Origin of the sequence: Frigoribacterium sp. PhB107 (assembly GCF_003751515.1) — a bacterium.
GTDB lineage: Bacteria > Actinomycetota > Actinomycetes > Actinomycetales > Microbacteriaceae > Frigoribacterium.
The window spans coordinates 314525-335168 of sequence record NZ_RJKU01000001.1 but is presented as its reverse complement, the minus strand read 5'-3'; the positions used below and the strand labels follow the sequence as shown (position 1 = coordinate 335168).

Annotated in this window: 19 protein-coding genes; 9 read left to right on the top strand and 10 right to left on the bottom strand. The window is 74.2% G+C overall.

Annotated elements, in window-relative coordinates:
* Window positions 1-57: 57 nt before the first annotated feature.
* Window positions 58-1797, bottom strand: coding sequence for a maltose alpha-D-glucosyltransferase (gene treS, locus EDF18_RS01495; protein WP_123545772.1), 1740 nt, complete (start codon window positions 1795-1797; stop codon window positions 58-60).
* 71 nt (window positions 1798-1868) lie between these two features.
* On the opposite strand from treS, the gene EDF18_RS01490 reads away from it, so the two are divergent.
* Both EDF18_RS01490 and EDF18_RS01485 read left to right on the top strand, forming a co-directional pair.
* Entirely contained in the window at window positions 1869-2774 is a 906-nt protein-coding gene (locus EDF18_RS01490) for an alpha/beta fold hydrolase (protein ID WP_233568937.1), read from the top strand.
* Complete coding sequence (locus EDF18_RS01485; RefSeq protein ID WP_123545770.1) at window positions 2771-3880, top strand: glycosyltransferase family 1 protein; 1110 nt, start codon at window positions 2771-2773, stop codon at window positions 3878-3880. Before EDF18_RS01490 ends, EDF18_RS01485 begins: the two co-directional genes overlap by 4 nt.
* Here the strand turns inward: EDF18_RS01485 and EDF18_RS01480 are convergent.
* Window positions 3877-4536: a histidine phosphatase family protein gene (locus tag EDF18_RS01480; protein ID WP_123545768.1), complete on the bottom strand. Its 660-nt coding sequence runs from the start codon at window positions 4534-4536 to the stop codon at window positions 3877-3879. The genes EDF18_RS01485 and EDF18_RS01480 overlap by 4 nt on opposite strands.
* Window positions 4533-5462 (bottom strand): NAD-dependent protein deacetylase, encoded by a 930-nt coding sequence (locus EDF18_RS01475; RefSeq protein ID WP_123545766.1) that lies wholly within the window; start codon window positions 5460-5462, stop codon window positions 4533-4535. The genes EDF18_RS01480 and EDF18_RS01475 overlap by 4 nt, the downstream gene beginning before the upstream one ends.
* A 171-nt stretch (window positions 5463-5633) precedes the next feature.
* On the opposite strand from EDF18_RS01475, the gene EDF18_RS01470 reads away from it, so the two are divergent.
* The gene (locus tag EDF18_RS01470) at window positions 5634-6485 is read left to right on the top strand and encodes an RNA methyltransferase (RefSeq protein WP_123545764.1); all 852 of its coding nucleotides are present in this window, start codon (window positions 5634-5636) and stop codon (window positions 6483-6485) included.
* Window positions 6482-7711, top strand: coding sequence for a D-alanyl-D-alanine carboxypeptidase family protein (locus EDF18_RS01465; RefSeq protein WP_158614595.1), 1230 nt, complete (start codon window positions 6482-6484; stop codon window positions 7709-7711). The genes EDF18_RS01470 and EDF18_RS01465 overlap by 4 nt, the downstream gene beginning before the upstream one ends.
* A 46-nt stretch (window positions 7712-7757) precedes the next feature.
* On the opposite strand, the gene EDF18_RS01460 is transcribed toward EDF18_RS01465, so the two are convergent.
* The gene (locus tag EDF18_RS01460) at window positions 7758-8555 is read right to left on the bottom strand and encodes an SGNH/GDSL hydrolase family protein (RefSeq protein WP_123545760.1); all 798 of its coding nucleotides are present in this window, start codon (window positions 8553-8555) and stop codon (window positions 7758-7760) included.
* Window positions 8556-8600: 45 nt separating this feature from the next.
* Between EDF18_RS01460 and EDF18_RS01455 the strand changes: the two genes are divergently transcribed.
* The 5 genes from EDF18_RS01455 (at window position 8601) to EDF18_RS01435 (ending at window position 14315) form a co-directional block, all read left to right on the top strand.
* On the top strand, window positions 8601-9791 hold the full coding sequence (locus tag EDF18_RS01455) for an acyl-CoA dehydrogenase family protein (RefSeq protein WP_123545758.1): 1191 nt from the start codon (window positions 8601-8603) through the stop codon (window positions 9789-9791).
* 66 nt (window positions 9792-9857) lie between these two features.
* Window positions 9858-11168, top strand: a complete 1311-nt coding sequence (gene dinB / locus EDF18_RS01450; protein ID WP_123545756.1) for a DNA polymerase IV — start codon at window positions 9858-9860, stop codon at window positions 11166-11168.
* A gap of 95 nt (window positions 11169-11263) precedes the next feature.
* Window positions 11264-13057, top strand: coding sequence for a DEAD/DEAH box helicase (locus tag EDF18_RS01445; RefSeq protein ID WP_123547213.1), 1794 nt, complete (start codon window positions 11264-11266; stop codon window positions 13055-13057).
* Between the two features lie 23 nt (window positions 13058-13080).
* A complete protein-coding gene (locus EDF18_RS16440) occupies window positions 13081-13965 on the top strand; it encodes an MSMEG_6728 family protein (RefSeq protein WP_199732299.1) in 885 nt (294 codons plus the stop codon).
* A 95-nt stretch (window positions 13966-14060) separates the two neighbouring features.
* Window positions 14061-14315 (top strand): hypothetical protein, encoded by a 255-nt coding sequence (locus EDF18_RS01435; RefSeq protein ID WP_123545754.1) that lies wholly within the window; start codon window positions 14061-14063, stop codon window positions 14313-14315.
* Here EDF18_RS01435 and EDF18_RS01430 read toward each other — a convergent pair.
* The 6 genes from EDF18_RS01430 to EDF18_RS01405 form a co-directional block, all read right to left on the bottom strand.
* Window positions 14264-14779 carry a hypothetical protein gene (locus EDF18_RS01430; protein ID WP_123545752.1) on the bottom strand — a complete coding sequence of 172 codons (516 nt, stop codon included), beginning with the start codon at window positions 14777-14779 and terminating at the stop codon, window positions 14264-14266. The genes EDF18_RS01435 and EDF18_RS01430 overlap by 52 nt on opposite strands.
* Window positions 14780-14909: 130 nt before the next feature.
* A complete protein-coding gene (locus EDF18_RS01425; protein WP_233568936.1) occupies window positions 14910-15422 on the bottom strand; it encodes an adenylyltransferase/cytidyltransferase family protein in 513 nt (170 codons plus the stop codon).
* Window positions 15419-16717 (bottom strand): hypothetical protein, encoded by a 1299-nt coding sequence (locus EDF18_RS01420; protein WP_123545750.1) that lies wholly within the window; start codon window positions 16715-16717, stop codon window positions 15419-15421. Before EDF18_RS01420 ends, EDF18_RS01425 begins: the two co-directional genes overlap by 4 nt.
* Window positions 16714-18549, bottom strand: a complete 1836-nt coding sequence (locus tag EDF18_RS01415) for a Wzz/FepE/Etk N-terminal domain-containing protein (protein ID WP_123545748.1) — start codon at window positions 18547-18549, stop codon at window positions 16714-16716. The genes EDF18_RS01420 and EDF18_RS01415 overlap by 4 nt, the downstream gene beginning before the upstream one ends.
* Window positions 18546-19355 (bottom strand): CDP-alcohol phosphatidyltransferase family protein, encoded by an 810-nt coding sequence (locus EDF18_RS01410; protein ID WP_233568935.1) that lies wholly within the window; start codon window positions 19353-19355, stop codon window positions 18546-18548. The genes EDF18_RS01415 and EDF18_RS01410 overlap by 4 nt, the downstream gene beginning before the upstream one ends.
* Window positions 19352-20641 (bottom strand): glycosyltransferase family 4 protein, encoded by a 1290-nt coding sequence (locus EDF18_RS01405; protein ID WP_123545746.1) that lies wholly within the window; start codon window positions 20639-20641, stop codon window positions 19352-19354. Before EDF18_RS01405 ends, EDF18_RS01410 begins: the two co-directional genes overlap by 4 nt.
* Window positions 20642-20644 lie beyond the last annotated feature (3 nt).

The window sequence follows — 20644 nt, the reverse complement described above, 5'->3', positions numbered from 1 at the left end:
GAGGACGGGAGTGGACGGCACGATCTCGGCAGGGTCGGTCTGGCTCACCCTCAGAGCCTAGGAGGCGCCGCCGACAGCAGGCGCCGACGCGGCGGGGACGTCGCCGACGTGCAGCCAGAAGAACTGCTGCGTGCCGAGCGTGATCGTGACCTTGCCCTCGTCGTCGAACGACGGGAACTGCGCCCCGCCGAAGAGGTCGAAGAGCGTCCGGCCGGCCAGGTGCGGTGCCGTGACGGTGACGGCGGACGGGTTGTGCGCGAACGAGAACACGCAGAGGACGTCCTCGGCGGAGGCTCCGAACTGGGTGCCCTCGCCCTCGTACGACCGCACGAACGCGAGCACCGACTCCTGGTCCGTCTCGGCCACCTCGAGCGTGCCGAGCCCGAACACCGGGTGCGCCTTGCGGACGTGGATGACGTTCCGCACCCAGTGCAGCAGCGACCGCGACTGGGCCAGCTGGCTCTCGACGTTGACCAGGTTGTAGTTGAAGACGAGCGACTGCACGACGGGCAGGAACAGCTTGCCCGGGTCGGCCGTCGAGAAGCCGGCGTTGCGGTCGGGCGTCCACTGCATCGGCGTGCGCGACGAGTCGCGGTCGGGCAGCCAGATGTTGTCGCCCATGCCGATCTCGTCGCCGTAGTACAGGAACGGGCTGCCGGGCAGCGCGAACAGCAGGGCGTGGACGAGCTCGAGCTCCGCCCGCGAGTTGTCGAGCAGGGGAGCGAGGCGGCGGCGGATGCCGATGTTCGAGCGCATCCGCGGGTCGTAGGCGTACCAGCCGTACATCGCCTGGCGGTACTCCTCGCTCACCATCTCGAGCGTCAGCTCGTCGTGGTTGCGGAGGAAGACGGCCCACGCGGCGCCCGGCGGCACCTCGGTGGTCTCGGAGAGGATGCGCTTCAGCTCCGAGCCGTTCTGCGCCCGCAGCGAGTAGAAGATGCGGGGCATGACCGGGAAGTCGAAGGCCATGTGGCACTCGGGCTCTTCTTCGGTGCCGAAGAAGGCGGCCGTCTCGGCGGGCCACTGGTTCGCCTCGGCGATGAGCACGCGGCCGGGGAACTCGTCGTCGACCATGCGACGGAGCCGCTTGATGAACTCGTGGGTGGCGGGCTCGCCCTCGCCGTTGCCCTCCTCCGTCTCGAAGAGGTAGGGGATGGCGTCGAGCCGCAGGCCGTCGACGCCCAGGTCGAGCCAGTGCCGGACGACGTCGAAGACGGCCTCCTGCACGGCCGGGTTCTCGAAGTTGAGGTCGGGCTGGTGCGAGAAGAAACGGTGGAAGAAGAACTGTCTGCGCACCGGGTCGAAGGTCCAGTTCGACTCTTCCGTGTCGACGAAGATGACGCGGATGTTCGAGTACTCCTCGTCGGTGTCGCGCCAGACGTAGAAGTCGCCGTAGGGGCCGTCAGGGTCCTCACGGGACTGCTGGAACCACTCGTGCTGGTCCGACGTGTGGTTGAGCACCATGTCGATGACGATGCGCATGTTGCGCTCGTGCGACTTCGTCACGAGGTCGCGGAACTCGTCGAGGGTGCCGAACTCGGGCAGGATCGCCTTGTAGTCGGCGATGTCGTAGCCGCCGTCGCGGAGGGGCGACTGGAAGAACGGCGGGAGCCACAGGGCGTCGACCCCGAGCCACTGCAGGTAGTCGAGCCGCGAGAGCAGCCCCTGGAGGTCGCCGGCGCCGTCGCCGTTGCTGTCGACGAACGAGCGGACCATCACCTCGTAGAACACGGCACGTCGGTGCCATGCGGGATCGAGGGTCAGACCGGGCTGCTGGATGGGGGCAGTGAAGCTCACCCGGCCAACTCTAGGACGGCCGACGGCCGAGCGCGCGCGTTCCGCCAGGACCGCCTCCGTAGACTCGGCCCGTGATCGTCAGAGAGCCCCGTGTCCCGTCGCCGTACCGGCGCCTCCTCGAGTCCGTCGCGGTGCGCGAGGACGTCGTCCGCGTCGCCGGCAGCGACACCGCGTGGTGGACGTACGACACGCCGGGCGCCGACGACGACAGCCCGGTCGTGCTCGCGGTGCACGGCTTCCGCGGCGACCACCACGGCCTCGAGCCGGTCGTCGCGCAGCTCACGGGCGTCCGGGTGGTCATGCCCGACCTGCCCGGCTTCGGCGAGTCGACGCCGCTCGAGGGCGAGCACAGCGTCGCCGCCTACGCCGCCTGGCTGACCGCGTTCGCCGCCGCCGTCGGGCTCGACGAGTCGGTCGTGGTGCTCGGGCACTCGTTCGGGTCGATCGTCACCTCCGCCGCCCTCGCGGACGGGCTCCGCGCCTCCCGGCTCGTGCTCGTCAACCCGATCGCCGCGCCGGCGCTGTCCGGTCCGCGCGGCGTCGTGACCCGCCTCGCCGTCTTCTACTACTGGGCCGGGGCCGCGCTGCCCGAGGCCGCCGGGCTGACCGTGCTGCAGGCCGCTCCCGTGGTGCGCTTCACGAGCCTGGCCATGGTCAAGACGCGGGACCGGGGCCTGCGACGCTGGATCCACGACCAGCACGACTCCTACTTCTCGCGCTTCGCGGACCGGCGCGTCGTGCTCGACGCGTTCCGCGCCTCCGTGTCGAGCGACGTCAGCAGCTACGCGGCGCGCGTCGCCGTGCCGACGCTGCTGATCGCGGCCGACCGCGACGACATCACGGCGCTGCCCGCCCAGCACGAGCTGCGAGCGCTGTTCCCCGACGCGCGCCTCACCGTGATCGACGGCGTGGGCCACCTGATCCACTACGAGAAGCCGAAGGAGGCGGCCGCCGCGATCCGGGGGTTCGTCGCGTGAGGATCGCGGTCGACTGCCGCTACGTCCGCACCGGGCGGCACGACGGCATCAGCCGGTTCACCGCCGGGGTCGTCGGCGCCCTCGCCGAGCTCACCCGCGACGACGACGGGATCGAGCTGACGATGGTCGTCTCCGACCTGCGCCAGCTCGACAAGCTGCCCGACCTGCCGCACCTGCTCGTCAGCGACCCGACGAGCCCGCGCGAGCCCCTCGTCGCGCTGCAGGTCGCGGCGGCCCGCCCCGACGTGGTGTGGTCGCCCATGCAGACGATGGGCTCGTGGGGGCGCCGTCACCGGCTCGTGCTGACCCTGCACGACCTCATCTACTACACGAACCGGACGCCGCCGCCCGAGTTCGCCCTGCCGCTGCGCCTGCTCTGGCGGCTCTACCACCTCGCCTGGTGGCCGCAGCGGCTGCTCCTCGACCGGGCCGACGCGGTCGTCACCGTCAGCCGGACGACCCGCGACGAGATGACCCGTCACCGCCTCACGCGGCGCCCCGTCACCGTCGTCTCGAACGCGGCCGACCCGGTCGCCGACGCACGCCCCCGCACGGCCCCCGAACACCGCGACCTGGTCTACATGGGGTCGTTCATGCCGTACAAGAACGTGGCCGCGCTCGCCAGGGCGCTGCCCCTGCTCGACGGGCATCGACTGCACCTGATGAGCCGCGTGTCGGAGCGGGAGCGCGCCTCCCTGACGGCCCTCGCCCCTGCGGGCTCGCTGGTGTTCCACGACGGCGTGAGCGACGAGGAGTACCGCGAGGTGCTGCTGGGCGCCACCGCGGTGGTGACGGCGAGCCGGGCAGAGGGCTTCGGCATCCCGCTCGTCGAGGGCATGGCCCTCGGCACCCCGGCCGTCGTCAGCGACATCCCGATCTTCCGCGAGATCGGCGGCGACGCGGCCCTGTACTTCGACCCGGAGTCGCCCTCGTCGATCGCGGCGGCGGTGCGCAGGCTCGAAGGGGAGTGGGCGGCACGGTCGGCCGCGTCGGTGCGACAGGCTGCCGGCTTCAGCTGGGCGGCCTCGGCGGAGGTGCTGCTCGAGCTGTTGCGGGCGACCGGCCGTTCACCCCGCCGCCGGGGCAGGCGCAGCGTCCGCGGCTAGTCGGCGGCGGGGCGCTCGAGCGCGTTCTGCCAGTCGAAGGCGAAGGTGCCCGCGCGCTCGGACTCGACCTCGATCGGGTCGTCGAACTCACGGAGAACCAGGGCGCCGTCGAGCAGCTCGAACGAGTGGATCGAGCCGTTGCGGATGGGCGTCCCGAGGTGCAGGACGTCGTCGCCCGCGACGTGCGTCACCACGGCGCGGATGACGGCGCCGTGCGTCGCGACGACGACGCGGCCGGCAGCCCCACCGTCGTCGACGCCGCCGGCCGAGCGCGTGATCTCGACCAGGGCCGGCAGCACCCGGGCCAGGAGCTCACGACGGCCCTCGCGACCCGGGACGGGCGTGCCGGCGGGGAAGCGCAGTTCGACCTCGCTGCCGGTCAGGCCCTCGGCGTCGCCGTAGCGGCGCTCGGCGACGGCCGGGACGAGCTCCGGGGCGGGCAGCCCGAGACGGGCGGCGATGATCGAGCCGGTCTCGGCGGCGCGCGACAGGGGACTCGCGACGACCCGGTCGAACGACCGGCGGGCGAGCAGGTCTCCCGCCTCGGCGGCCTGGGCCCGGCCGAGGTCGTTCAGCGGGATGTCGGTCGCGCCCTGGATGCGGCGGGCGCGGTTCCAGTCGGTCTCGCCGTGGCGGACGAGGTAGAGCAGGGTCATCGTGCTCCTCCGGCAGGGTCTGTCGCCGCCGCGGTGCGAGCCGCCGGCACGAGGCGCTCGGCGAGGGCTGTCAGGGTCTCGGTCGTCCCGGCGTCGATCTTGACGGCAGCCCGCGAGTCGCCCTTGGTCTCGCCGCGGTTGACGATCACGACGGGGAGCCTGCGGCGCGTGGCCTGGTCGAGCAGCCGGATGCCGGAGTTGACGACGAGCGACGACCCCACGACCAGCAACGCCTCGGCGCCGACGACGAGCGACCGGGCCTCGGCGAAGCGCTCGACGGGCACGAACTCGCCGAAGAACACGACGTCCGGTTTCAGCATGCCGCCGCAGACGGTGCACGCGGGGACGACGAAGGCGTCGATGTCGTCGACCTCGACGTCGCCGTCCGGGGCGAGGCGGACGCTCTCGGGCTCGTCGATCCAGGGGTTGTCACCGGCGAGGCGGGCGGCGACGGTGTCGCGGGCGAACGACTGGCCGCAGGTGAGGCAGAGCACGCGGTCGACGGTGCCGTGCAGGTCGACCACGCGCCGAGACCCCGCGCGCTCGTGCAGCGCGTCGACGTTCTGGGTGACGACGCCGTTGACGACCCCGGCGCGCTCGAGCTCGGCGAGGGCCCGGTGCCCGCCGTTGGGCGCGGACGCCCGGAACGTCTTCCAGCCGACGTGGCTCCCCGCCCAGTAGCGCTTGCGGTAGCGCTCGCTCGAGAGGAACTGCTGGAAGGTCATGGGGTTGCGCGGGGGCGCCCCGGCACCCCGGTAGTCGGGGATGCCGGAGTCGGTGCTGATGCCGGCGCCGGTGAGCACGGCGACGCGACGGCCGGCCAGGACCTCGACGGCGGCCTCGAGGGCGTCGCCGTCGGCGGCCGAGGAGGCGCGGGCCGGCCCGGCGGGGCCGGCTGCGGCCGGCGGCGTGGCCGGGTCAGTCACGGTGGGGCCTCCTTCGGGGCGGTCGACCTCCGGGTCGGGTCGACGTCAGCCTAAACGGCGGGGCCTGGCGATTCGTTCCCCGGACGTTAGCCTGGACCTCGTCCCTGCCCCCTCGTCCTCCCGCGTCGCCTCCCGCCTCGTCGCCGACCGGACGTCCTGCCCTGGAGCGCCGTGCGCATCACCCGCATCACCGACCTCGACCGCCCCGACCTCGCGGACTACGCCCGGCTGACCGACGTGGCGCTGCGCCGCGTCTCGGAGCCCGAGGGCGGGCTCTACATCGCCGAGTCGAGCAAGGTGATCGAGCGCGCGCTCCGCGCCGGGCACGTGCCCCGCTCGGTGCTGATGACCGAGCGCTGGCTGGCCGACGTGGAGCCCCTGGTCGCGCACCTCGACGGCGAGATCTTCGTCGGCGACGCGGCCCTGCTCGAGACGCTCACCGGCTACCACCTCCACCGGGGCGCCCTGGCGGCGATGCACCGTCCCGAGCTGCCCGGCGTCGAGTCGCTCCTCGAGGGCGCGCGACGCGTGGTCGTGCTGGAGGACATCGTCGACCACACGAACGTGGGCGCCATCTTCCGGGCGGTCGCCGGGCTCGGCGCGGACGCCGTGCTCGTCACTCCCCGGTGCGCGGACCCGCTGTACCGGCGCAGCGTGCGCGTCAGCATGGGCACCGTGCTCCAGGTGCCGTGGACGCGCCTCCCGGAGTGGCCCCGGGGCGCCGACCTGCTCCGCGCCGCGGGCTTCGAGGTCGCGGCCCTCGCCCTCGCCGACGACGCCGTGCCCCTCGACGAGTACGCCGCCTCCGCCCCCGAGCGCGTCGCCCTGCTGCTCGGCACCGAGGGGGACGGCCTGAGCCGGGACGCCCTCCGCGCCGCCGACCGGGTGGTGACGATCCCGATGCTGCACGGCGTCGACAGCCTCAACGTCGCCGCCGCCTCCGCCGTGGCCCTGTGGGCGCTGCGGGTGCCGTCCGTGGCCGGCGAGGCGACGTCCGACGCCGGGGGAGCGTCGCCCTCGTGACGCGTCGCGCCGTCCTGGGACGTCGTCGGGCCGCCGTGGCCGCCGTCGTGGTGCTCGTGCTCGCCGTGGGCACGTACCTGCCCCTCACCCTGCTCGGCCCGCTGGCTCCCGCCGCGGCCGCCGCGTCAGCCTGGGAGGCGCCCGCCCAGCCGGGCGCACAGCTCGCGTTCCCGGCGTACGGGGCCACGGCCGTCGAGGCCCTCGGCTTCGACGAGAGCCTCACGACGAGCGGCGACGCGCAGCCCCGGCCCATCGCGAGCATCAGCAAGGTGGTGACCGCCCTCGTCGTCCTCGACGCGAAGCCCCTGGACGGGGGCGACGGGCCGTCGATCACCCTCTCGGCCGCCGACGCCGCCCTCTACGACACGTACCGCGCCGTCGACGGGAAGGTCGTCCCCATGACGGCCGGCTCCGTCCTCACCGAACGGCAGCTGCTCGAGGTGACCCTGATCGAGTCGGCGAACAACTACGCGACCGCGCTGGCGCGCTGGGCATTCGGGTCGGACGTCGCCTTCGTCTCGGCGGCGGCCGCGTGGCTGGCCGAGAACGACCTCGCCGCGACGACCGTCGTCGAGCCGACGGGGCTCTCGCCGCAGAACACGAGCACGGCGACCGACCTCGTGGCCCTCGGCGCGCTCGCCCTCGCCGACCCCGACGTGGCGGCCATCGTCGGCACCGACGAGACGACGATCCCCGGCGTGGGCGTCATCGACAACTCGAACGAGCTGCTCGGCCTCGACGGCGTCAAGGGGATCAAGACCGGCACGCTCGACGAGGCCGGCGCCTGCCTGCTCTTCGCGGCCGACTTCACGGTGGCCGACCGGACCGTGACGGTGGTCGGCGTCATGCTGGGCGGCGTCGACCACGACGCGCTCGACGCCGACGTGCAGCGCCTGCTGCAGAGCGTGACGGGCAAGTTCCAGACCATCACGCTGACGAGCCGGGACGACGTCTGGGCCCGCTACGACCTGCCGTGGGGTGCGTCGGCCCAGGCGGTGGCGGCCGAGGACGCCGACCTGCTCGTCTGGGGCGACAAGACGGTCACCTCCGCCCTGCAGACCGACGAGGTCGGACCGGACGCCGCCGGGGACGAGGTGGGCACCGTCCGCTTCGACGTCGGCGGCGAGGAGGTCGACGTGCCGCTGGTGCTCGACGCGACGATCCCGGAGCCCGGCGCGTGGTGGCGGCTGACGCACCCGCAGGAGGTCCTCGGCGGACGCGGCTGACGCCTCCTCGTCGGGACCACGCGCCCGGCCGCGACCGCGCCCGCCGCTACGACGGCGGCTGCTCGTCGCGGTAGATGACCGTCACCGCGTCGGGCCGCTTCGCCTGGCGGCCGTCGCCTGAGGACTGGTGCCGGAGGCGGCGGACGACCCAGGGCACCAGGTACTCACGCGCCCAGCCCATGTCCTCCGAGCGCGCCTGGCGCCACGGACGGCGCTCGAGCGGCTCGGGCCGCCAGGGCTCGAGGTCGTTCTCGACGGCGAGGGCGCCGAGCACGGCCCGGGCGATCGTGTGGTGGCCGAGCGGGCTGAAGTGCAGCCGGTCGGGCGCCCACATGCGGGAGTCGGACAGCTGGCGGAGCGCCCACATGTCGGCGACCACGGCGTCGTGCTTCAGCGCGATCGCGTGGACGTGCTCGTTGTAGATGGCGACCTTGCCGCGGAGCCGCCCGAGGACCGGGGTCAGCCCGATGTCCGGGCCGGTGAAGACGACCACCGTCGCGCCCTGGGAGCCCAGCTTCTCGACGAGTGCGTCGAAGCCGGCGGCGACCTGGTCGGGGTCGGTCCCGGGGCGGATGATGTCGTTGCCGCCGGCCGAGACGGAGATCAGGTCGGGCCGGAGCGACAGGGCGGCGTCGGCCTGCTCGTCGGCGATCTGCGCCAGGAGGCGCCCCCGCACCGCCAGGTTGGCGTAGGCGAAGTCGTCCGCCGACGAGCCGAGGACCTCGGCGACGCGGTCGGCCCAGCCGCGGTGGCCGCCGGGAGCGCGCTCCTCCGGGTCGCCGATCCCCTCCGTGAACGAGTCGCCGATCGCGACGTAGCGGGACCAGGGGTGCAGCTGAGTCATGGCCTCCACGTTACCGCCGGGTGCCGACGTGGCTACCCTCGGGGCATGACCGACGGCGCCCGACCAGCCACCGCCTCCTCGTGGTCGCCCTCGGCGCTGCTGCCGGACGACCTGCTCGCGCGGTTCCGCGCCCGTGCCGGCGGTCACGACCGGGACGGCTCGTTCCCGCACGACGACGTCGCCGAGCTCCGCGAGCGGGGCTACCTGACCGTCTTCGTGCCCGAGGACGAAGGAGGCGCGGGCCTGGGACTCGAGCAGGTCGCGGCCCTGCAGTCCCGCCTTGCGGCCGCCGCCCCCGCCACGGCCCTCGCGGTCGGGATGCACCTCGTGTGGACGGGCTGCGCCGCCGTGCTGCGCGCCCGGGGCGACCGGTCGCTCGACCTCGTGCTCGCGGACGCCGCGGCGGGGGAGGTGTTCGCCTTCGGGGTGAGCGAACCGGGGAACGACCTCGTCCTGTTCGACTCGGTCACCCGCGCCGAGCCGACGGTCGACGGCGGCTGGCGCTTCACCGGCACGAAGACGGCGACCTCGCTCTCGCCGGTCTGGACCCGGCTGGGCGTCTTCGGCCGTGACGACACGGACCCCGCGGCGCCGGTGCTCGTGCACGGGTTCGTGCACCGCGACCAGCCGGGCTGGACCTCGCTCGGCGACTGGGACACCATCGGCATGCGGGCGACCGAGAGCCACAGCACCCGACTCGACGGCGTCGAGGTGCCGGCCTCGCGCATCGTCCGGCAGCTGCCGGTCGGGCCGAGCGCCGACCCGCTCGTGTTCGGGATCTTCGCCGTCTTCGAGACCCTCGTCGCCGCCGTCTACCGCGGGATCGCCCGGCGGGCCGTAGAGCTCGCCGTCGAGTCCGCGTCCGGTCGGACCTCGCGCCGGACGGGCGAGTCGCTCGCCCTCGACCCGATCGTCCGCTGGCGGGTCGCCGACGCCCGTCTGGTGCTCGACGGCCTCGAGCCGCAGGTCGACTCGCTGGCCCGTGACGTCGACCGGCTCGTCGACCACGGCGCCGACTGGTCGCCGCTCCTCGTCGGTCTCAAGACCCGCGTGACCGAGGCGGCGCGGGCCGTCGTCGACCAGGCCGTGGCGGTCGCCGGAGGCGGGTCGTACCGGGCGTCGTCGGAGCTCGGGCGGCTGCAGCGCGACGTGCTCGCCGGGCGGTTCCACCCGTCGAGCACCGACTCGGCGCACGCGACGATCGCGGCGCGCCTGCTCGGGCCGGCGGAGGAGTAGCCGCGGCGCAGGCGCCCGCGGCCCGTGCCGGTCGGCGATGTCGGCGGTCCGTGTGAGGATCGCCGGGTGAGCAAACAGGACGGCAGCGGGCGACTCGTCACCGCGGACCCCACCGACGACGTGTCGGCGCCCATCCTGCACGTCGACATGGACGCGTTCTTCGCCTCGGTCGAGCTGCTCGACCGCCCCGACCTCGTCGGCAAGCCGGTCGTCATCGGCCACCGGTCCGACCGCTCGGTCGTCACGGCGGCGACCTACGAGGCGCGCAAGTTCGGCGTCAACTCGGCGATGCCGATGGCGATCGCGCTCCGGCGGTGCCCGCAGGCGATCGTGCTCGAGCCGCACGGCGAGAAGTACCGGCACTGGTCGTCGGTCGTGATGTCGATGTTCGACGACGTGACTCCGCTCGTCGAGCGCCTCGGCATCGACGAGGCGTTCCTCGACGTGTCCGGGGCGATCCGGCTGATGGGCCCGCCGTGGCGGATCGCGACCGAGCTGCGGCGCCGCGTGCACGCCGAGACGGGGCTGCGCTGCAGCATCGGGGCAGCGTCCACGAAGTTCGTCGCGAAGCTGGCCTCCAGCGTCTCCAAGCCCGACGGCCTGCTCGTCGTCCCGCACGACCGCACGATCGAGTTCCTCCACCCGCGGCCGATCAGCGCCCTCTGGGGCGTGGGCGGCAAGACGGAGGAGGTCCTCACGAACCTCGGGCTGCGCACGGTCGGCGACGTCGCCACGGCCTCGCTCGACACCCTCGTCCGCGCGGTCGGCCCGGCCGCGGGCGCGAAGCTGCACGACCTGGCCTGGGCACGCGACCCGCGCCGGGTGCACACGGAGACGGTCGAGAAGAGCGTCGGACATGAGATGACCTTCTCGACCGACGTCGTCGACCCCGACGTCATCCGACGCGAGCTGCTGCGGCTCAGCGACAAGGTCGGGGCACGGCTCCGCGCGGCGGGCCTCAGCGGCCGCACCGTGGTGCTCAAGCTGCGCACGACCGACTTCGTCACGATCACGCGGTCGCGCACCCTCGCGGACCCGACCGACCTCGGACGCCGCATCTACGACGAGGTGCGCTCGGTCTACGAGGCGACGGGCAAGCAGCACGAGCGCATCCGGCTCGTCGGCGTGCGCGTGGAGCAGCTGGGCACGGGCGACGACGGCGGTCTCTCGCTCGGCCTGTGGGACGACGACGCCGAGTGGCGCGAGGCCGAGTCGACGATGGACGCCCTGCGGGCCCGCTTCGGGGCGGCCGCACCGACCCCGGCGTCGCTGCTGCACGGCGGCGGCGACGACTCCCGACGACGATCGCGACACGACCGCGGCCAGCCCGGCGACGGCCAGCTCGGTCGTCACCGACCGGGCGCCGACGGCAGGTAAGATCGGTCCAAGTGAGCACAGCGAACGAGCACGACCCGGCCGGGGGCGACCAGTCCGGCCCCGGCGTACCGGTCGGCGTCGACGACCAGCTCGACCTGGGCGAGGTCGGTGCCACGGCGGGCAACTCGGCTGCCGAGCACCTCTCGCCGGCGTTCCCCGAGCGAGCCGCCTGGGGCACGGCGAGCAAGCTGCGCGCCTGGCAGGCGGAGGCCCTCGAACAGTACTTCGCGACGTCCCCCCAGGACTTCCTGGCCGCGGCCACGCCGGGCGCCGGCAAGACGACGTTCGCGCTGCGGCTCGCCACCGAGCTGCTCTCGCGCGGCGAGGTCGACAGGGTCGTGGTCGTCGCCCCCACCGAGCACCTGAAGCGACAGTGGGCGGACGCGGCCGACCGCGTGAACCTGCGGCTCGACCCGATGTTCAAGAACGCCGACGTCTCGTTCGGCCGGCATTACCACGGGGTCGCCGTCACCTACGCCCAGGTCGGCATGAACCCGAAGGTGCACGCCGACCTGACGGCTGCCGGCCGCACGCTCGTCATCCTCGACGAGGTCCACCACGGCGGTGACGCGCTCAGCTGGGGCGACGGCATCCGCGAGGCCTACGGCCGGGCCGCCCGCCGGCTCTCGCTCACGGGGACGCCATTCCGCTCGGACACGGCCCCGATCCCCTTCGTCACCTATGCCCCCGACGAGCAGGGCATCCGCACCTCCCGGTCCGACTACTCGTACGGGTACGGGCGCGCACTGGCCGACGGCGTCGTGCGTCCGGTGCTGTTCATGGCCTACGCCGGGCAGATGCGCTGGCGCACCCGCATGGGCGACGAGATGAGCGCGACCCTCGGCGAGGCGGTCACCAAGGACATCACGGCCCAGGCCTGGCGCACGGCCCTGTCGCCGCAGGGCGACTGGATCCCCGCCGTCCTGTCGGCGGCCGACACCCGCCTGACCGAGGTCCGTCGCGGGGTCCCCGACGCCGGGGGGCTCGTCATCGCCACCGACCACACGGCGGCCCGGCAGTACGCCGCCGTGCTGCAGAAGCTGACGGGGGAGCGACCGACGGTCGTCCTGTCGGACGAGAAGGCCGCCTCCGACCGGATCCAGGCCTTCTCGGACGGCGACAGCCGCTGGATGGTCGCGGTGCGGATGGTGTCCGAGGGCGTCGACGTGCCGCGCCTCGCCGTCGGCGTGTACGCCACCTCCGCCTCCACGCCCCTGTTCTTCGCGCAGGCCGTGGGGCGCTTCGTGCGCGCGAGGCGCCGGGGCGAGACCGCCTCGATCTTCCTCCCGAGCGTGCCCAGCCTGATGGCCCTCGCGGGGCAGCTCGAACTCGAGCGCGACCACGCGCTCGACCGGCCGGAGAACGCCGACGACGGCATATTCGCGCCGGAGGAGGACATGATGGCGGCCGCGAACCGCGAGGAGAAGGCGTCGAGCCTGCTCGACCAGCAGCCCTTCGAGGCGCTCGACTCGCAGGCGTCGTTCGACCGCGTCCTCTTCGACGGCGGCGAGTTCGGCACCGGCGGCGAGATCGGCAGCCTCGAGGAGCTCGACTTCATCGGCATCCCGGGTCTGCTCGAGCCCGACCAGGTGCGCGACCTGCTGCGTCAGCGCCAGGCCAAGCAGGCCACCCGGTCCCGCAAGACCGGCATGCCGACGGTGGCCGCCCCCGTCGCCGACGCGCGCCCGCTCTACCAGACGATCAAGGAACAGCGACAAGAGCTCAGCCGGCTGGTGTCGATCTGGTCGAGGGTGTCGAACGAGCCGCACGGGATCATCCACGCCGACCTGCGGCGGGTCAGCGGCGGCCCCTCCGTTGCCCAGGCGAGCACTGAGCAGATCCAGAAGCGCATCGACGTGCTGCGGGGCCGGATCGGCAACCGCACCTAGACGCCGCGCCTAGCCTGAGACAGGTGCAGACCTTCCTCCCGTACCCCGACTTCGTCGAGAGCGCCCGGGTGCTCGACCAGGCCAGGCTCGGCAAGCAGCGCGTCGAGGCCCTCCAGGTGCTCCGGGCCGTCACGCTTCCCGGCTACGGGTGGCAGTCCCACCCCGCGATCGCGATGTGGCGCGGCCACCGCACCGCGCTGACGGCCTACGCCCTCGCGATCACCGACGAGTGGATCGCCCAGGGACACGCCGACACGGTGCGGCCGCAGGTTCTCGAGTTCGCCCCCGCGCTCGACGACGCCGGGCTCGGCGACGACCCCGACCCCGACGCCGGGCACGCGTCGGCGTCGGCCCTGGTCGCCGCGGACCTGCCGAGTTGGCTCGGCGACGATGCCGTGCACCGCAGCCACCGGTCGAAGCTCGTGCAGAAGGAACCCGAGTGGTACCGCGGCAGGTTCCCGGACGTGCCGGACGACCTCGACTACGTCTGGCCGGGCGCCGATGCCGGGATGCTCCCGCCCACGGACGACGCGGCGCTCTCCGCGACCCGGCGTGCCTGGGTGGTGCGCCCCGGGGACGCACGGACCGGTGACGACTGGCGACGGGCGGGCGTCGTCACGATCTCCGAGTCGTCGCCCCGGGGCCGGACGACGGCCGCGTGGGCCGCGCAGCGCGAGGCCTTCGCCCAGCTCTCCGAGGGGGAGCTCGTGGCGGTGCCGGACGCCGAACAGGGACGGTTCTCGCTCGGCCGACTCGTCGGCGACGCCGTGTCGGCCCAGGACGACGACCGCGCGCCCGTGCTGCTCCGCCGGGTGGAGTGGGAGGACCAGGAGGTGCGGCGGCGGGACCTGCCCGACCCGGCCCTCGCGCAGGACACGCGCAGCCTGTTCCCCCTCGCACTCGCCTGACCGTCCGATCGGCCTCCAGAACTGACGGCCCGGCCGCCTGTCGGCCTGGCCACGGGGACCGGTGACCGTCGCGACGGTCCCGGTACGATCGGGACATGCTCGACCGTGCCTCCGATGACCGCTGGTTCGTCCGCCGGACGCCGGACGGCGCGGTCATGGCGGTCGTGGAGGCCTTCGGCACCGGCTGGCGGCTGCGTCGCTGGTCGTTCGTCGAGTCCGAGCAGGAGGCCCTCGGGGTCTACACGTCGGCTGAGCTCGCCGAGACCGCCTGGTGGCGCCATCTCGACCGGGGACGGGGTCAGCGCACGGCGAGCACCTCGGAGAACCGCAGGCGGCTCGGCGAGGACTGAGGGCGTGGGCACCTGTCGCGGTCGGTCGCCGTCACCGAGCGGGTGTCGGCGGGAGCCACGACGCCGTCGGACGTGCAGGTGAGGACCGCCCGGACGGCGTAGCGGCGAGCCTCGGAGAGACCGCTGAGCGCGTCTCGCCACGCCACGTCGGACGCCGAGTCGACCGCAGGCCCGGGACGCTCGAGCACGAAGACGACGGCGGAGACCCCGAACTCGCTCGCGACCTCGTCCAGGGCGTCGCCCCAGCGCTCGACCGCGAGACGGTCCGGACGCTCGGGGATGCCCTCGAGAGGCACCACCATGGGCAGCTGGACCTGGTCGGCGTCGAGGAACAGCGTCCAGAGCTGCCGACGCACGGCGACCGGCACCAGGCTCTCGACCCGGGCGAGCAGCTCGTCGTCGGTGACGACGGGCCGGTGCGGGTCGGCGGCGGGCGGGGACGGGGAGGCAGGGGTGACGGTCATGGGACCAGCGTCGTCTCCCGGCGCCCGCCTCTTGCGGTCGTCCACAGGCGGGCCCGGTGTCGCGTCCGCCGGACCGGCCTGGGGAGGGACCACCGCTGCCGCACCTGGGCGCCCTGGGGCGGGCGACGCGTCAGCGGGCCCGCTCGGCGGTCGCCGCCTCCGGTGCCGGCGCTCCGCCGGACAGGGCCCGCAGCGCACGGCGCAGCACGGTGCTGGACGTGCTCATCGTGTACGGGAAGTACACGACCTCGACCCCGACCTCGGCGAACTCGCGCTCGAGCCGGAGGCCCTTCTCGGTGCCGCGCCAGTCGTCGCCCTTGAAGAAGACGTCGAACCGCAGCTCGCGCCAGACGTCGAGCTTGTCGGGCACCGTCTCGGCGTAGGCCGTGTCGACCACGTCGATGTGGTCGACGATCTCGAGCCGCTCCGCCAGGGGCACGACGGGCGTGATGCCCTTCGTCAGGGCGAGCATCTCGTCGGACACGACCCCGGCGATCAGGTGGTCGCAGTGCTGGCGCGCGTGCCGCAGCAGGTTGAGGTGCCCGATGTGGAACAGGTCGAAGGCGCCGGCGGCGTAGCCGACCCGACCGGCGCCTCCGGGGCGGGTGGTCAGGGGATCGAGCAGGTCGGTGGACGAGGTCACGGGGTCACGCTCCAGGGACGAGGGGCCGACTCGGCGAGCACGACCAGGGTGAAGAAGGCCACGAAGGCGCTGCTGGAGTCGACCAGCCCGCTCTCGACGACGCTCCTGATGACGATGAAGACGAAGGCGGGCAACACGGCGCCGAACCCGACGACGCCGAGGCTGGCGCGGCCGGCCGTGGCGAGGCCGACGACGACCCAGATCGCGAGCAGCCCCGCACCGACGACGCCGGCCTGCGCGAGCGCCGAGATCCAGCTGCTGTCGAGGACCTGCTCGGCCCAGTACTGACCGGCGACCGGGACCTGCTTGACGGTGAGGCCGGAGCCGATCCAGCGGGCCCAGGTGCCCGGGTCGGTCTGCAGCACCGTGTTCCAGGCGATGGTGCGCGAGTTGAGGGTCGCGATGCTCGCGGAGTCGCCCCCGCGCTCGATCACCCGGGCGAGGACGTCGGTGCTCGCGAGCAGCGCGACGGCGAGGGGCACGGCGACCGCGACGACGACCGCGACCGTGGGGCGGACACGGCGAGCCGCGACGACGGCCACGGCCACGGCCACGAGGACCGCGAGGAACGCGGCCCGCGAGCCCGTCGTGACGAAGAGGCCGGTCAGGACGACCAGCAGTGCGAGCGACCCGACGGTCGCCTCCTGGACCAGGAGGCGGTGGACCACGCCGATCAGCGGCAGGCCGAGCAGCAGCGCGATCTCGTTCGGGCTCAGGGCCGGCAGGGTCCCGGCGAGGCGCCCCCCGGCCAGGTAGATCTGCAGGCCCGAGAGCGCCGAGACGGCCCCGACGATGCCGAGGGCCAGCAGCAGCGACCGCACGACGACGCGCGGCTCGCTGCGGTGGACGACGGCGACGATCGTCGCCGCGACCATCAGCACGCGGACCACGAGCACGGTCGTCGACGTCGTCAGCCCGGCCGAGACGCCCCCGACGAAGGCGATCCCGAGGTAGGCGAGCAGGAACGCCACGGCGACGGGGCCCACGCGGTTCGCGAGGTGTCGGCCGTCGCGACCGGAGGGCGCGCCCGTGAGGGCGAGCACCAGCGCCACCGCGGCGAGGAACGCCTTGGCGGCGACGACCGGGTCGAGGCCGCCCTCGTAGATGACACCCGTGCGCCAGGGGACCACGGACGCCACGAGCACCGTCATGACGACCGCCGGACGGACCAGGTGGCGCGCGGCCGGCAGGTCGTCGTGCAGCGCGGTCGCGCCTCGCCACGGCGTCGTGCGCGGCGAGGCCGCGGGCACGACGACGGGGCCGGAGGCGGTCCGCACGGGGGAGGACACGGTCACTCGCCGTCGGACGGACGCGCGTCGGAGCCGCCGGCGGCGGAGTCGCCGTCGCGGTCCACGGCGTCGTCCGGTCCACGGGCCGGTCGCGCAGGACGGCGAGGGACGATCCGGCCCTTGCCACGTGGCTTGCGCCCGGACTTCGAGGTCGGCGCCGCGGCGGGCGTCGTCGTCTCGTCGGTCGCGGCCTCTGCTTCGGCCTCGGCCTCGGCCTCGGCAGGCACAGTGGACTCGTCCGCGGGTGCGGCGGGAGCCACGACCGTCTCGGCGACCGGCGCCTCGGCGGCAGGGTCAGGCGTCGTGAACGGGTCGCGGACGAGGTCGGCGATGCTCGTCGAGCCCTCCGCCCGCGAGGGGGACCAGGCGGTCGCCTCGGACGCCTCGGACGCCTCGGACGGCGAGGCCGTCCCGGACGGCACGACCGGAGCGGACGACACGGGCGCCGACGACCGCACGTGGGCGGCCGGCGCGTGACCCGAGCCCGGGCGGTCGACCCGGCGGAAGTCCTCGTCGCGCCAGGTGGCGCGCAGCAGCACGCGGCGCCAGCGGGGCACGCCCGCCAGCACGACGCCGATCGGCTCGACGTCGAGGCTCATCAGCTCCGCGGTCAGGCTGCGGAGCGACTCCAGGCGGGTCGCCCCGGCACGGACGACGAGCACCACCTCGTCCGACTCGGCCGTCACGGTCCGCAGGGCGAAGGGGTGCGAGTCCGAGGCCGACTGCACGACGGTCACGTCGTAGGTGCCGCGCAGGTCCGCGAAGAACCGCTCGACCCCCGACCGCACGAAGGACCGGGTGGAGGCGCCGACGACGTCGGGGACCGGCACGCGGTCGTAGCCGGCGAGGTCCGCCTCCGTCAGCTCAGGGAGAGCGTCGTCGGGGACCGTCGAGGGCCGCGACACGGTGCGGGTGTCGAAGTCCGACTGCAGCAGGGCGCAGGTCGAGCCGAGCTCCACCACGGCCCGTGCGAGGCCGCCGTCGACTCCGGCTGCCTCCGACACCGTGTCGGTGCGGGCGAGCAGCAGCACGCGGGGCAGCTCGCCGCCGCGCAGGGCACGGAGGTTCTGCACGGTCTCGCGGAGCGCCGTGCGGGTGGCCGCCGAGGCGCCGCGCCCGTCGGGGTCGTCCGAGCTGCGCACGACGGCCGGCAGCTGGCCGACCACCGGCAGGCCGGTCGCGCGACGGACGTCGTCGACCGTGCTGACGCGGGGGCGTGTCCGGGCGAGGACGATCGCGAGCGCGACACCGACCCCGAGGCCGACCAGCAGGCCCAGCAGCCCGAGGACGACCGTGCTCGGGCCCGTCGACGTCGTCGGCACCGGCGCCGGCGCGGTCAGGTCCAGGGAGATCGTCTGCCCGTCGGCGCCGTCGGTGGACTCGATCTGGTCGACCGTGTCCGACAGGCGCCCCGCGACGGTGTCCGCGAGCTGGGCCGCGCCGGTGGCCGTGACGTCGGTGGCCGAGACGAGGAGCACCACCGTGTCGACGGGGTTCGTCACGGTCACGCGGTCGCCCAGGCCGGCGAGCGAGACGCCCTGGGCCTGGGCGACCGGCCCGAGCACCTGGGCGCTCGTGCCGAGCTGCGCGTACGACGAGACCTGGCGCAGGGCGAAGGCCGAGCGCTCGTCGAGGTTCGAGCCGGGTGCGTCGGCCCGGACGAAGACCGTGGCCTGGGCCGTGTAGGAGGCGGGGGCCAGCTGCGAGAGGCCGACCCCGGCGGCGAGGCCGAGGACGACGGCCACCACGACCACGACGAGGTGCTGGGCGACGTAGCGGAGGTAGTCCCCGAGGTCGAGGCGGTCGTCGACGACGACGGCGCGGGCGGTGCTGGTCATGAGGTCCTCATCGGGTCGGTGCGGAGCTCGCGGAACCACTTGGGGAGGGCGAGCAGCAGGTAGGCGGCGTTGGCCGCGAAGAGCAGGAGGTAGGCCACGGTGAACGCGCCGGGCCAGGCGAGCAGGACGAAGACGAGGCACATGAGGCCGTAGTCGGTCGGGACGACCGCCAGCGAGTACAGGGCACCGGTCTGGCGGCGGACGAGCACGGGCGAGCCCGCGGCGACGGACTCGGCCCGGCGCAGCTGCTCGGTGAGGACGATCGCGAAGAAGGCGACCGTCGCGACGACCTGGTAGGCGAGCGGGAGCGCCACGACCGCCTCCCGCCCCTCGGGTTCGCGGACCCACGACGCGAAGACCGCGAGGTGCAGCACCGCGATCTTCGTCGCGTCGATCACGTGGTCGAGCCACTCGCCGGCCGGGCTGCCGCCGCCGCGGAGACGGGCGAGCTGCCCGTCGGCCGAGTCGAGGGCGTAGCCGACGACGAGCAGCAGGGGCACGAGCACGGCGGGCAGCCAGCCGGCCGGCACCGTGGCCAGGACGGCGATGCCGGCGAAGGTGGCGAGGGCGCTGACCGCCGTCACCTGGTTCGGCGTCGCCCGCAGCACGTGCGCGGCGGCGGCGGCCCACCGGCCGAGGCGGCGGTTCACGAACCGCGAGTAGGCAGGTGCGCCGCTCGACGACTTCTGCGCCGACGCCAGCGCGGCCAGTGCTGCACGGAACTCGTGCGGCACGGGCGTGCGCGACGGGGCCGAGGAGGCGGTGGTCGCCTCGGGACGCAGCGGCGTCCCCTCGAGCCGCGTCACGAGGCCACCGCCAGGTCCTGGCCGTGCTCGCGGTGCAGCTCACGAGAGACGACCGCACCGATGCGTCGGCGCATCTTCTCGGGCGTGTAGCGCTCCTGGTAGGCCGCCTGGGCACGACGGCCCGCGGCGGCGAGGGTGTCGACGTCGAGTCCGGCGAACAGGTCGGCGAGGGCGTCGACGTCGCGACGGTCGAAGAGCCAGCCCGTCTCGCCGTCGACGACGACCTCCTCCGGGCCCCCGCTGCGGCTGGCGACGACCGGACGGCCCTCGCTGAACGCCTCGAGGGCGACGAGGCCGAAGCCCTCGAGGGTGTCGGTGGGCAGCACGATCGCGTCCGCGTCGCGGACGTAGGGGGTGGCGTCCTCGACCTGGCCGACGACCGTCACGGTCTCGGGCCGGGACACGATGGCCTGCACCAGGGCCGGGACGTCGACGCCGGCCCCGACGGCGGGCGGGCCGCCGAGGACGACGAGCTGACCGGGGCAGCCCGCCGCGTTCCAGGCGGTCAGCAGGGTGCTGTGGCCCTTGTGGGAGTTCCAGCGGCTGGCCATCAGGTAGTGGGGGAGGCGGTGCTCCGGTGCCGCGACCAGGTCGGGCGACCGCCGCGGGACGCCGTTGTGCACGACGACGGCCCGGTCGTCGCCCTCCAGGCCGGAGCTGCCGAGGACCGAGCGGGACACGGCCACGAGGGCTGTGCAGGCACGGGCCAGGGGCCGGAGGCCCTTGCGGTCCGTGTCGCCCCACGGCTCCTGCAGGTGGCCGACGACGTGCTGCACGCCGGCCAGGCGCGCGAGGGGGGCGACGACGAGGCAGGCGCTCGTCGCGCAGTAGACGAGGTCGAAGTGCCGACCGGCGAGCCGCGCCGCGGTCCGGGCGGCGTCCCGCGCGAGGCGGGCGATGCCGACCGGGCCGAGGTGCGACCGTCGGAGGATCGGCAGCGCCGTGCGCTCGACGCGGGCGCCGAGCTCACGGAGCTGCGGCCCCAACGGGCCCACGGCCACGTCGGACGGGAGCCACACGGTCACGTCGAGGTCGTCGCGGGCGGCGAGCTCGCCGACGACCTCGAGCACGATGCGGTCCGAGCCGTACAGCTCGTCGGACGAGTGCACGACGAGGACCCTGCTGCGACGACCGCCCGGGAGGCGCGGGGGCGCCTCCGGGAGGTCGGCCGCGTCGAGCAGCCACTGCTCGGCCCGCCGGGCCCCGGGTGCAGCGTCCGCGTCGGCGGGCGCTGCCCCGGGCGCCCCCGCGCCCCGGCCGGTCGTTCTGGTGGTGTCGAGGGTCATGGG

Bases quoted from the DNA above. Each gene is read 5' to 3' on its own strand.
- EDF18_RS01405 (WP_123545746.1), bottom strand. From the start codon at position 20,641: ATGACCCTCGACACCACCAGAACGACCGGCCGGGGCGCGGGGGCGCCC.
- EDF18_RS01430 (WP_123545752.1), bottom strand. From the start codon at position 14,779: ATGACCGTCACCCCTGCCTCCCCGTCCCCGCCCGCCGCCGACCCGCAC.
- EDF18_RS01480 (WP_123545768.1), bottom strand. From the start codon at position 4,536: ATGACCCTGCTCTACCTCGTCCGCCACGGCGAGACCGACTGGAACCGC.
- EDF18_RS01455 (WP_123545758.1), top strand. From the start codon at position 8,601: ATGACCGACGGCGCCCGACCAGCCACCGCCTCCTCGTGGTCGCCCTCG.
- EDF18_RS01415 (WP_123545748.1), bottom strand. From the start codon at position 18,549: ATGACCAGCACCGCCCGCGCCGTCGTCGTCGACGACCGCCTCGACCTC.
- EDF18_RS01435 (WP_123545754.1), top strand. From the start codon at position 14,061: ATGCTCGACCGTGCCTCCGATGACCGCTGGTTCGTCCGCCGGACGCCG.
- EDF18_RS01460 (WP_123545760.1), bottom strand. From the start codon at position 8,555: ATGACTCAGCTGCACCCCTGGTCCCGCTACGTCGCGATCGGCGACTCG.